This is a genomic window from Helicobacter salomonis (assembly GCF_900197775.1).
In the GTDB taxonomy this organism is placed as follows: domain Bacteria; phylum Campylobacterota; class Campylobacteria; order Campylobacterales; family Helicobacteraceae; genus Helicobacter; species Helicobacter salomonis.
Map to the genome: position 1 here is coordinate 35,242 of NZ_FZMA01000021.1, position 11,621 is coordinate 46,862.

Here is an 11,621-nt window from a genome sequence, read left to right on the forward strand (position 1 = left end):
GGGTTGGTTGAATATCCCTTATTCTGAGGTTTTTTAATGCGGAGTGCGTTATCTTGTGCTTTAATGTTGTGGGGAACTGTTACGACAGGAGGGGTTGCGGCCAGCTTTGCCTACGATTTGAAATTTGTAAGCTTTACCTATAATTTGGCTGGAGAAAACAACCCCTACTGGAATAGTGTGCTCAATATGAAAAATCGCCTCATGCCCGAGATTGGAGTCCAATTTAGCAAGAGTCAATCGCTTATGTTTGGTGGGTGGTTTATCCAGAATCTCCACACACATTATAGTTATTTCCCCTATTCTTGGGGAGTTACGATGTATTATAGCGCGGTGGGAAAAAATTTTAGGGCTTATGTGGGGATCATCCCTAGAACTTACTCTATCTCTTCCTATCCCCTGGCCGCCTTTAAAAAACTCTTTTGGTTTAAAGACCCTACAGCTAGGGGGGCAATGTTGCAATACAAACCTCCTTATGACCCTAATCGCTGGTGGAATGGGTGGGGAGAATTCATCATCGATTGGTATGGGGGGCGTAACTGGAATAATGGTCCGGCTAATAAAAACTATGACATGAATCAAATGCTCTACTTTGGTTCCACAGAGTGGTCGTTTTTAAAGGGCTATCTTGGCTTTGGAGGTAGGATTGTGGCTTTCCATAATACCAGCTCTTATAGCATGGGTAGCAAATATCCCTTTGATGGGCATTCTTATATGAATCAAAACGATGAAACCCCACTCTGGCCCAATGGCTATCCCTATTTTAGCGGAGAATCTCAGGGGGGTGTGCCGGGGAAATATGCTAACCCCACCGTGCTCGATCGCATTTATTACCACGCTTATATCAAAACAGATCTAAAACAACTCATGCCTTACATGGATAAGATTTATTTTCAATTTGGCACGATGTCTGAACAGGAGCATTATTGTGTGCGCTCAGGAGTGAAGTGTGGTCCTAGCCAGTGGTATAATAGTTTGGGTGGGCAGTTTGACTTTGTGGCGCAATACAAGGGCTTTGGATTTTATGAAAAATACTACTTTTCCGACAAGCCTCAGATGAAATTTTATGCCACCTATGGACGCGCGCTCTACACCGGTCTACCCTGGTACCATGCTCCCAATTTCCAACGGCTTGCACTTTATTATGTCTATAAAAATAGATTCATCAGCTTGCGTGCGGACGCATTTTTTAACTTCATGGGTGGGGGCGATGGGCACAGCCTGAATGGCACGGGGGGTAAGTGGTACACTACCTTTCAGCAATTCGTGACCCTTTCTATTGATACAAGGGAGCTCGTGGACTTTGTGCGTAGCCACCACCACTAGGTGCGCTCCAAGAAAGTCTGTAGGCGTTCTAAAACTTGATCTTCCAAGACAAATAGCGCTTCCTTAAGGTCAATTCCCCCCTTTTTTCCCAAGAGCGCAACGCGCAAGACTGGCATGAAAGTCCCGGGTTTGAGCGCATGTGCTGCTAAAAAGGTGTGCAAGAGAGTTTGGACATTCTCTAAGCTGTCTAACGATGCTTCTTTCAAATCGTGCATAAAGGCTTCTAATAAGACTCTAGCCTCAGGATTTTTAATAGATTCGTAGGCAGTGGGGGAGTCTAGCACCTCATGCACCCCTAAACTCAAACTTTGAAGTGTGGCACATCGCCCTTTGAGCGCGCTTAATAAAATGTCTTTTTGAGCGGGTCTTAAACGAGCAAAACTAGGGGGCATATCAAAGTCTTTTAGAAGGCTTTCTAAAATGTCATTGGGGGTTGCTTTGAGATAGTGCGCGTTGAGCCAGTCTAGTTTATGAGGGCTAAAGCAACTGGGCGCGCTATTGAGCTCTTTAGGACTGAAGTGTTGCAGCAATTCCTCTAAGCTAAAAATCTCCTGATCACCATAGCTCCAACCCAAGCGCACCAAGAAGTTGAGCAAAGCCTCTTTAAGATAACCTAAATTCTTATAATCCATCACCCCCATCGCTCCATCGCGCTTACTCAGCTTGCGCCCCTGCTCGTTTAAAATCATGGGGACATGGTAAAAATTAGGCAATCCAAAGCCTAGTGCTTGATAGATGAGGATTTGTTTAGGGGTGTTGCTCAGGTGATCGTCTCCGCGAATAATATCGGTAATTCCCATCAGTGCGTCATCAACGCTCACCACAAAATTATAAGTGGGCGTGCCATCTGCGCGCGCGATGATGAAATCATCTAACTCTTTAGCCTGCACCACCACTGCACCCTTAACTCCGTCTTCAAAGGCAATTTCTCCCTCTAAAGGGGCTTTAAGGCGCACCACGGGGGTAACCCCTTGTGGGGGCGTGCCTTTAAAATCACGGTAACGGCGATCGTAGCGGGGGGTTTCTCCTCGTGCGCGCTGGGATTCTCTTAAAGCTTCTAATTCTTCCTTACTCATGTAGCAGTGATATGCTTTGCCTGCTTCTAAGAGTTGTTGGATATAGCTTTGATATAGTTTTAAGCGTTGGGATTGGTAGAGAATTTCGCTATCAAAATCTAAGCCCACCCACTCAAAGGCCTGTAAAATCGCTTCCGTGGCTTCTTGGCTATTGCGTGCTAAATCTGTGTCCTCAATGCGCAAGTAAAATTTTCCCCCCGCTCCTTTGGCATAGAGATAATTAAAAAGAGCTGTTCTCAATCCCCCGATATGTAAGTGCCCTGTGGGCGAAGGTGCAAAACGCGTCACAACCATGCTCAATCCTTTAAGCGCAAAAGTCCTAAAATACGCATTCTAATACAAGCTAACTTAAAAGGGTGCGCATGCTCTGTGTCCTAGATATTGAAACCGTGCCAGATATTGAGCTCATTAGTCGCGATTTAGACCCCGATTGGGCACTAAGCCCATTGGACCTTTGCACCAAGGCGTTTACCATGCAAAAAGCCAAGAGTGGGAGCGAGTTTTTACCTCTATATTGGCATAAAGTGGTGTCCATTGCTGCCGTGTTAGCCGATGCGCAGGGGCATTTTATCAAAGTGGGCAATTTTGGCAGACAAGAAGGGCAAAAGGAGGACGAAAAGCACTTAGTCGCGGATTTTCTAAGCTTTTTTAACCATAAAAAACCCATGTTAGTCAGCTTTAATGGGCGTAACTTTGACTTGCCTGTGTTGATGCTCAAAGCTCTAGCCTATAACCTGGACGCACGCACCTTTTACAGCCAAGAAAATAAGTGGGAGAATTACCGCTACCGCTACAACGAAGCATTCCACATAGACTTACTCGATAGCCTCTCTCATTTTAACACCCAAGCGAGACTTAAGCTCGATGGGGTATGCGCTATGGCGGGCTTACCGGGCAAATTTGACCTGAGTGGAGGACATGTGCACGAAATTTATTATGGCCAAGAGAGTGATCGCCTAGAGCGCATCGATAACTATTGTCAGGGCGATGTGCTCAACACCTATTGGCTGTATTTAAAATACATTCTCTCCAAAGGCATGCTAGCCAAAGAACACTACCTCAATATTCTTGTGGACTTTAAAAACAAACTCCCCCAAGATAAACCTTACAGCGCCGTTTTTGCGCAAGCGCTGGAGTGTGAAATTCAGGCAGAAATGCAGGATTGACACGATGCAAAGCAGTGCGTCAGTCCTGATTGGCTATCATGCCTATACTTCGCATCGAGGTTAGCTGTGGATTTTTATCAGACTCTCTTGCAGTTTTTCATGGATCCTACGCAGGTGCTTTTAAGCAATGTGGGAGATGAGATTTTAGAGAGTTTAAAACTCCCGTTTTTGGGCAATGCTCTAGTGAGTTTAGCGCTAATGGCGTGGGGATATCAGCGCGTGCGTTTGGGAGATATGTTTAGCTCCAAGACACTTTTTTCTCTAGCGGGCTTTGCAGGCTTCTTTACACTGTTTAACTACGCTTGGAAACATTCTCAGGACTTCTATACGAAGCTCAAAATCCTTGTGTTTTATGGTTCAGATGTTTTAATGGGTATCGTTCGCTCAAGTTTGCAAAATTCTAGCTTAGGGCTCGAAAATCTATCTTTAGATTTTGCCTTCCTTACTAACCAAACCTTCCACACCTTGGGCTTGCTCCTTCAGACAATGGATGCATCTACTCTGCAAGTGCATGAAATGCTTGTTCTAGGCGTGCTACTCTCCCAAGGAGCTCTGCTCACCTTATTGCTCGCTTTAGCTCTGATGGTTGCCATTGAAATCTATCTTTGGTTGGCTTTAGGTATCCTGGTATTACCCTTAGGCTTTTTTGCCAGCACACGACCAATGCTCTGGCTCTACTTAAAAAAGTGCGTTGCCCTGAGTTTCTACCAGCCCATTGTGGTCTTGCTTGCCTGTTATAATGCACGAGTGTTACAAACCTTAATCCCCGTGCTCAACACTCCACAAGCCTATGAAACTTATGTGCTGGTCATCATTAGTGCGCTTTTAGAGCTCTTTTTAATCCAACGGGTGCCCCACTTTATTCAGTCTTTGTTTCATACTCAAGGCGGTGTCAAAGACATGGTACATTTGGTGGGCTTAGGTAGGGCGAGCTTCTTGCAAAATGTGCAGACAATCTACCACTCCGGTGTGTCTAACACAGCTCAACACAGCCACGCCACCGCGTACATGCCTCAAGAGATGTCCTTACATGTCCAGACGCTCTCAGACTCCAAGCCTCACATCGATACCACCACTTTTAGGAGCACTAATGGGTCTTAAATGGATGTTCAACTTAGCTTTGCTTCTTAGTCTTGGGGCTTGCACCAGTCAGGTTTACGAAATGCAAAAAAGCCCGTGCGCGCTCATGAGCTCCCAAGTAGAAGTAGCATCATAGAATTGACATATTCTCCATAGCTTTATGCTTGGGCTTTAGCGTGCGAGTGCTCAGGTCTACCTGCGTTTAGCAGGTGGGCTATGGGCGAACACGCAGAAACCTTGTCAGCCCTCTCAGTGTTCTTTGAGCAAAGATCAACTAGAATAGTGGCTATTTTTGAGGACGGCGCAGATGAGATTGAAACCTAACCATATTGGCTACATTGTGCATAAAATTGCCCAAGATTTGGTGCGCTCACCCTTGTTAGAACTTAGAGGCACTTTGGACGAATTGACTCGGATTATCCAGCATGTTTTACAAGAAAATGTTGCCCAAGAGGCGCGCTTGGACGAACAGGCGCGCGAGCTCTTAGAAGATCATTTAGATGAAATTGAATTTATGCGCATTGATGAACGGCATTTATTTTGGATGATTAAAAAAGAGCTTGCCTCTAAAATAGAATTTGTCCTACTGTGGGAAGATCGCTGCAATGCGCTCTCGCATGCGATTTTAGATAATATTTTAGATGCGGATATTGTCATGTTTTCCGTTTCTGAAAATCTAATTCGTAATCTCATCTTTAAATCCATGGATACTTACGCAAAGCTCTACGAGAGCATTGAGCTAGAGGTGGCCGAAAAAATCAAGCATTATAAACGCAAGTTGCCTGTGGGGAGCGATGCGTACGAGTTGGTTTTTGAGCGCATGTATGAGGAAGAATTACGCCGTAAGGGTTTTTTATAGTGGCATCCATCTTATTTGAAAATGGGGTATTCTTAGAAGCGCGGAGTTTTGGAGTGTCAGGTGTGCGTGTGGGCGAAGCGGTCTTTAACACCGCTATGAGTGGTTATGAAGAGATTATTAGCGATCCGAGTTATTATGGGCAGTTTGTGATCTTTAGCACGCCAGAGGTGGGGGTTGTGGGGGTGAATGGACAGGATCGTGAATCGACAAGTTATTGCTCTGGAATCCTGGTACGCCACACCCCTACCCGTTATTCTAATTTTAGAGCGCGAGAGGGTTTAGGAGCGTGGCTACAAAGACAGGGCGTACTAGGGATCTGCGGCGTGGACACACGCGCACTGGTAGGGATGTTGCGCGATGAGGGTGCAATGCAGGTGGTAATTTCTACCACTTTCATGGAAAAAGATGCACTTGCCAAAATTTTGCGCAATACTCCTCCTCTACGCGAAATGAATGTAATTCCCATGGTTTCCAATAAGGCCACCCCTCCCACACACGGCTCTTATGACTTCAACACTCTAGCATACCGCCCCCTAGCACACGCACAACACACTATCGGGGTGTTAGATTTTGGGGTCAAGCAAAGTATTTTAAATCACTTAGGCGCAGTGGGTTTAGGGGTGCGCCTCTATAGGCATGAGAGTCGGGCACACACCCTCATTGAAGCCTATAAGCGAGGGGAAATTGGGGGGGTTCTACTCTCCAATGGGCCGGGCGACCCGCTCAAACTCAAAAATGAGATTAAGGAAATCCAGGCCCTCATTGAGGCGCGCATTCCTTTGTGTGGGATTTGTTTGGGACATCAACTCCTGAGCCTGGCTTATGGTTATTCCACTTATAAACTCAAATTTGGTCACCATGGGAGCAATCACCCCGTGCTTCACCGCGCCACGGGACGCATAGAGATTAGCGCGCAGAACCACAATTATTGTGTGCCTGAGGACATTGAGCGCGTGGCTACTATTACCCACATCAATCTCTTTGATGGCACGATCGAGGGGCTGGCCTATCGCGATCACCCTATTCTCTCTGTGCAACACCATCCTGAGGCTAGCCCTGGACCTGAAGATGGACTCTATATCTTTCAAGAGTTTGCCCGTTTAGTGCGCTCGCCAGATACTGCCCTACTGCCACAAACTACTTGAGGTCAGACACACAAAGTAGGCCGAGGAGCCGATCGATCAGCGAAAAACCCCTATAACGACACTAGCCCTACTCATAGCCGTCAGGAGACCTAAGTTTTTTTGCGGATTTTGCATGGGGCTCCAACGCCCCCATTTCGTCAGAGCGACAACCACTAGCAACAGAGCTACCAGCGGCGCTCAGAACCGCCCTACAAGTTACTTCCCAAAACGCCCGCCAGTGGTAGGATAACCATAGATCGATCCATCTTTGATTTTCATGTGATCTTCCCATGGCAATTTGTATTTACCAGCGGCCAAGTCTTTAATATAGGTCAAGCCCGCATCAGATTCTCCCCCAGGTTTAGCAACATAACCGCGGTGACCCAAGTTGTAAATATTGTTTTCCAAGCCCCAGCTCAAGCGCGCATTATCGGCCATTTTGGGGTAAATCTCACCTGTGACGATTTCCCAAGGATTGCGATGTCCTTGCACGAGAGTGGTCCCATCGAAATTACAAATCTGCCCTTCTCCAAAATAGTAAAAGACATTGTCATAGCCAGCTAAATTCACGCTCACGGTATACATCAGGTTATGCCATGCATTTGAACGGTTAGTAAGAATCCATTGATCATTAACTTGAGTACTATAACCTGAAATGCGAATGTAAACATTGCATCCCTTGTATGCTGCTTCTCTAGCTAGCTCTGGAATCATGCCATCATGGCAGATACACACAGCCAATTTAGAGCCTCCAGGTCCATCACACACAGGCATGCCTAGATCGCCAGGATACCAAGGTTCGATGGGGTTCCATGGGAAGAGTTTACGATATTTTAGGACAATTTCTCCCTGTGGATTGATGATAATAGCGGTATTGTAAGGATTTTTGTTAGGATCAGGATTTCTTTCCATGACAGAAAACACGCCAAACACACCTGCTTCTTTACACGCTTTGGCATACATCTCGGTTTCTTTGCCAGGCACATCGAGCAAGAACTCCTCGCTTAACCATTTAGCGGTATTCAGTCCTTGCGTGCTGTATTCAGGGAAAATAATGAGCTCTACACCAGGATAACCCGCTTTTGTGGCATGCAAGGTCCTAATAATGCTTTCAATGTTCCTATCAATATCAGCCCGACTATTGACAACGGGGACAGGAAACTGAACCGCCGCAACTAAAAAACCCTCAATGGGTTTACCCATACTTCCAATGCTACCCATAAAAACTCCTATCGTATGAATTTAGCAACTCGCATTGCTAAGAGAGTATTAAAAAACAGTTTGAATGGAAAGTAAATGAGATCAGAGGTCGTTGAGATACTTAATCAGCCTGCGATCACCATTATAGGAAAAGAGCGAGGAGCTCTCTGGTAGACCCTCATTTTTTAAAGTTTCAAAAAGAGAGAATGCGCACGACAGCAGGGTTTCACTTCGCTTACTGTCCACGATAAACCCCATGATATGATGTTATCCCTTCGCGGGGCTTTTTATAGGTTCGAAGGCTGTGCGCTCACCACTGCTTGGGCATGTGCGATCAAGGGTTCGATCACGGGGTCTAAATTGCCCGAGAGCATGATCTCCTCTAGGCTATAGAGGGTTAGATTAATGCGGTGATCACTCAAGCGGTTTTGCGGATAGTTATAGGTGCGGATGCGCTCACTACGATCCCCACTGCCCACCTGCATTTTACGCTCCTCTGAGTGGGCTTGTTGTTGTTCTTCTATTTGCTTTTCATACAAACGGGCTTTTAAAATCTTTAAAGCCTTGTCCTTGTTTTTATGTTGGGATTTTTCATCCTGCATAGAAACACTGATTCCGCTGGGCACATGCGTGATACGCACAGCGGAGTCGGTGGTATTCACGCACTGCCCGCCATGTCCGCCCGCCCTAAAAACCTCAATGCGTAAATCATTGGGGTTAATGTTAATCTCCACATCATCGGCTTCAGGCATGATTGCCACGGTGATGGCTGAGGTGTGGATACGCCCTTGCGATTCGGTCTCTGGCACGCGTTGCACGCGGTGCGTGCCTGCCTCAAATTTGAGGCGCGAATACACCCCCTGCCCTTTGATCAAAGCGATCATCTCCTTATAGCCCCCCACGCTATTCTCGCTGGAGCTCACAATTTCTACTTTCCAGCGTTTTAAATCTGCGTAACGGCAGTAGGCTTTAAAGAGATCGCCCACAAAGATACCTGCCTCGTCGCCTCCCGTGCCCGCACGCAATTCCAAATAGATATTTTTGTTGTCATTAGGGTCTTTGGGGATGAGCAAAATTTTAATGCGCTCCTCTAGGACTTTGCTCTGCTCCTCTAAGAGTTTGAGCTCTTCTTTGGCTAATTCGCCTAGCTCCTTGTCCTCTAATAAGGCTTTGTTTTCTTGGATCGAATCAAGCACACCTAAATACTCTTTTGCTTGTGTGGCAAGCTCTTCTAAGTTAGCTTGTTCTTTGCTGAGCTCAGTTAGGCGCTTGACATCGTTTAAGACTTCAGGTTGGGTGAGAGAGAGGGAGAGCGCGTCATAACGCGCCACGACCTCTTTTAGTTTAGCAGATAGCACGATTTAAGCGTTGGCTAGAGCGATCTTCTTCACACTCGCGTTCAAGCGCGACACCTTCCTAGACGCGGTGTTCTTCTTTAAAACACCCTTACTCACGAATTTATGCAATTCTTTATTCGCTACTTTAAGGGTTTCTTGGGCTTTAGGGAGGTCATTATGCGCCACCGCTTCGCGCACCGCCTTCACAATGTTTTTCAAACGGGTTTTATAAAAGCGGTTGCGCTCGGTGCGCTTGAGGGTTTGGCGGATGCGTTTTTCTGCCGATTTGTGGTTGGCCATGCACTTAATCCTTTTATCAAAAATAGTATGTTAGAATTGTAGCTTTATCTTAATTAAAGACAACTAAATTTGGGGCGCGCATGATTTTTGGCACGGATGGGGTCAGGGGCAGGGCGGGCGTAGAGATCACGCCTATGTTTGTGATGCAACTGGGCATCGCCGCGGGGCTCTATTTTCGTAAACAAGCCATCAGCAATAAAATCTTAGTGGGCAAGGACACGCGCCGTAGCGGTTACATGATTGAAAACGCCTTAGTGAGCGCGCTCACTTCTGTAGGCTATGATGTGATTCAAATTGGTCCTATGCCAACACCCGCCATTGCCTTTTTAACCGAGAACATGCGCTGTGATGCGGGGGTGATGATTAGTGCGAGTCATAACCCTTTTGAGGACAATGGGATCAAGTTTTTCGATCGCTTTGGCTACAAGCTCCAAAGGGAGAGTGAATTACAGATTGAAAAAATCTTTGCTGATAGTAAGCGCGTGGAGCAGAGTTGCCAGTCTGGACTAGATATTGGGAGTGCTAAACGCATTGATGATGTGATTGGGCGCTACATCGTGCATTTGAAAAATTCCTTCCCTAAACATCTCAATTTGCAGGGCATGCGCGTGGTGATTGACACGGCTAATGGGGCGGGCTACAAGGTCGCTCCTGTGGTCTTTAGTGAGTTGGGTGCAGATGTGATTGTGATCAATGATGAGCCCAATGGGAGCAATATCAACGCGCAATGTGGCGCGCTCTATCCTTTAGAGCTGAGCCAAGAAGTCAAACGCTACCGCGCGGATTTGGGTATTGCCTTAGATGGAGATGCCGATCGGCTAGTGGTGGTGGATAATACCGGCGTAGTGGTGCCCGGGGATAAACTCATTGGCGCACTCGCCCTTTACAACCACAAGCGCAATGCGTTAAGCAACGCTAGCATTGTAGCCACCACGATGAGCAATCTCTCTTTAGAAGAATATCTCAAGCAGCATCATATCGGGGTGGTGTTTTGCGATGTGGGGGATAAATGCGTGAGCGCAGCAATGCAACAACATAGCTTGAGTTTTGGAGCAGAGCAGAGCGGGCATCTCATCTTTGGGGATTATTCTAAAACCGGAGATGGGATTATGGGCGCACTGCAGGTAGCCGCCATGGTGGTAGAGAGCAAACAGCCCAGTAGCAAGGTTCTCAACCCTTTTAATCTCTACCCTCAAGTACTCGAAAATGTGCGTGTGAAAGAGAAAAAGCCCTTAGATAAATTGCCCGGGTTTGAGCAGAAATTGCAGGCTTTAGAAAAGGCGCATATCCGCCATCTAATTCGCTACTCGGGCACAGAAAATCTCTTACGCATTCTCTTAGAGGGCAAGGAGCGCACTCTGTTAGAAAATAAAGCTAAGGAGCTCAAAGCCTTTTTACAAGAGCAACTGTTTTGAGTGTTATGCCTTTTAAGCGCGCGTTGTTCTGGCTTGTAGGGGTGGGGTTATTAGCTATACTGTGCGATCAAGCCATCAAGCAATGGATTTTACAAGGATTTAGAGCAGAGGGACCGGTGATCTCTATCGTGCTTGCTTATAATAAGGGTGTGGCTTTTTCTATGCTGGAGTTTTTAGGACCTTGGCTCAAGTATTTGCAAACCCTTTTAATTGTAGGGATGGCAGTTATGATTTTATCCCAACGCGACCTTTTGATCCAAACTTATCTTGCTTTTGGGTTGATTTTGGGAGGTGGGAGTTCTAACCTGCTGGATCGCTTCGTGCATGGGCATGTGATCGATTATGTCTATTGGCATTATAAATTTGATTTTGCGGTGTTTAATTTAGCCGATGTGCTCATTGATATAGGCGTGGGCTTACTCTTGCTGGATGCACTCAGACAAAAGTTAAGCAAGAACAAAAGCCTTAAGGCAAAAGACCAACACAATTAGGTATAATGGTGGTTTTTAGCAACTCCTAGTAAATTGTGGTCGCGTAGCTCAGTGGTAGAGCACTACCTTGACATGGTAGGGGTCGCTGGTTCAAGTCCAGTCGGGACCACCATCTTTTTGCCGTGTTTTTTTATCTTCATGAACTACCTGCGCGTTAAGCCCACGACTTTAGGGATTGTTTAGCATGTATGCTATGATGCCCACCATCGTAGCGTATTTGCGCTTTCGGTGGACAGAGTCACTTAAGCAA

11 protein-coding genes and 1 tRNA gene are annotated in these 11,621 nt (G+C 46.3%); 8 read left to right on the forward strand and 4 right to left on the reverse strand.

The features are described from left to right. Nucleotides 1-36 precede the first annotated feature (36 nt). Complete coding sequence (locus C6H04_RS04370) at nt 37-1,323, forward strand: hypothetical protein (protein ID WP_104732424.1); 1,287 nt, start codon at nt 37-39, stop codon at nt 1,321-1,323. Here C6H04_RS04370 and gltX read toward each other — a convergent pair. Beyond that, nucleotides 1,320-2,693 carry a glutamate--tRNA ligase gene (gene gltX / locus C6H04_RS04375; RefSeq protein WP_199767082.1) on the reverse strand — a complete coding sequence of 458 codons (1,374 nt, stop codon included), beginning with the start codon at nt 2,691-2,693 and terminating at the stop codon, nt 1,320-1,322. The genes C6H04_RS04370 and gltX overlap by 4 nt on opposite strands. Before the next feature lie 68 nt (nt 2,694-2,761). Here gltX and C6H04_RS04380 point away from each other — a divergent pair, with 68 nt between their 5' ends. The 4 genes from C6H04_RS04380 (at nt 2,762) to carA (ending at nt 6,649) form a co-directional block, all read left to right on the forward strand. Then, on the forward strand, nt 2,762-3,565 hold the full coding sequence (locus tag C6H04_RS04380; protein ID WP_104732426.1) for a 3'-5' exonuclease: 804 nt from the start codon (nt 2,762-2,764) through the stop codon (nt 3,563-3,565). A 66-nt stretch (nt 3,566-3,631) separates the two neighbouring features. Further along, complete coding sequence (locus C6H04_RS04385) at nt 3,632-4,666, forward strand: type IV secretion system protein (protein WP_233711850.1); 1,035 nt, start codon at nt 3,632-3,634, stop codon at nt 4,664-4,666. A gap of 286 nt (nt 4,667-4,952) precedes the next feature. Then, on the forward strand, nt 4,953-5,504 hold the full coding sequence (locus C6H04_RS04395) for a DUF507 family protein (protein ID WP_104695564.1): 552 nt from the start codon (nt 4,953-4,955) through the stop codon (nt 5,502-5,504). Further along, nucleotides 5,504-6,649, forward strand: coding sequence for a glutamine-hydrolyzing carbamoyl-phosphate synthase small subunit (gene carA, locus C6H04_RS04400; protein ID WP_104732427.1), 1,146 nt, complete (start codon nt 5,504-5,506; stop codon nt 6,647-6,649). The genes C6H04_RS04395 and carA overlap by 1 nt, the downstream gene beginning before the upstream one ends. 195 nt (nt 6,650-6,844) lie before the next feature. On the opposite strand, the gene C6H04_RS04405 is transcribed toward carA, so the two are convergent. The 3 genes from C6H04_RS04405 to rpsT form a co-directional block, all read right to left on the reverse strand. Next, nucleotides 6,845-7,849 carry a formamidase gene (locus tag C6H04_RS04405; RefSeq protein ID WP_104695566.1) on the reverse strand — a complete coding sequence of 335 codons (1,005 nt, stop codon included), beginning with the start codon at nt 7,847-7,849 and terminating at the stop codon, nt 6,845-6,847. A gap of 266 nt (nt 7,850-8,115) precedes the next feature. After that, a complete protein-coding gene (gene prfA / locus C6H04_RS04410) occupies nt 8,116-9,186 on the reverse strand; it encodes a peptide chain release factor 1 (protein ID WP_104732428.1) in 1,071 nt (356 codons plus the stop codon). 3 nt (nt 9,187-9,189) lie between these two features. Continuing rightward, nucleotides 9,190-9,465 carry a 30S ribosomal protein S20 gene (gene rpsT, locus C6H04_RS04415; protein ID WP_104695568.1) on the reverse strand — a complete coding sequence of 92 codons (276 nt, stop codon included), beginning with the start codon at nt 9,463-9,465 and terminating at the stop codon, nt 9,190-9,192. A gap of 80 nt (nt 9,466-9,545) precedes the next feature. On the opposite strand from rpsT, the gene glmM reads away from it, so the two are divergent. From glmM to C6H04_RS04430, 3 genes are all read left to right on the forward strand, one after another. Then, the gene (gene glmM, locus C6H04_RS04420) at nt 9,546-10,880 is read left to right on the forward strand and encodes a phosphoglucosamine mutase (RefSeq protein WP_104695569.1); all 1,335 of its coding nucleotides are present in this window, start codon (nt 9,546-9,548) and stop codon (nt 10,878-10,880) included. A 5-nt stretch (nt 10,881-10,885) separates the two neighbouring features. After that, nucleotides 10,886-11,371 carry a signal peptidase II gene (lspA, locus tag C6H04_RS04425; protein ID WP_104732458.1) on the forward strand — a complete coding sequence of 162 codons (486 nt, stop codon included), beginning with the start codon at nt 10,886-10,888 and terminating at the stop codon, nt 11,369-11,371. Between the two features lie 37 nt (nt 11,372-11,408). After that, nucleotides 11,409-11,483 (forward strand) — tRNA-Val (locus C6H04_RS04430). The last annotated feature ends 138 nt before the right edge of the window (nt 11,484-11,621 follow it).

Coding starts and splice junctions, on each gene's coding strand:
- gltX (WP_199767082.1), bottom strand. CDS start 2,693: ATGGTTGTGACGCGTTTTGCACCTTCGCCCACAGGGCACTTACATATC.
- lspA (WP_104732458.1), top strand. CDS start 10,886: ATGCCTTTTAAGCGCGCGTTGTTCTGGCTTGTAGGGGTGGGGTTATTA.
- C6H04_RS04380 (WP_104732426.1), top strand. CDS start 2,762: ATGCTCTGTGTCCTAGATATTGAAACCGTGCCAGATATTGAGCTCATT.
- rpsT (WP_104695568.1), bottom strand. CDS start 9,465: ATGGCCAACCACAAATCGGCAGAAAAACGCATCCGCCAAACCCTCAAG.
- C6H04_RS04405 (WP_104695566.1), bottom strand. CDS start 7,849: ATGGGTAGCATTGGAAGTATGGGTAAACCCATTGAGGGTTTTTTAGTT.
- glmM (WP_104695569.1), top strand. CDS start 9,546: ATGATTTTTGGCACGGATGGGGTCAGGGGCAGGGCGGGCGTAGAGATC.
- C6H04_RS04370 (WP_104732424.1), top strand. CDS start 37: ATGCGGAGTGCGTTATCTTGTGCTTTAATGTTGTGGGGAACTGTTACG.
- C6H04_RS04395 (WP_104695564.1), top strand. CDS start 4,953: ATGAGATTGAAACCTAACCATATTGGCTACATTGTGCATAAAATTGCC.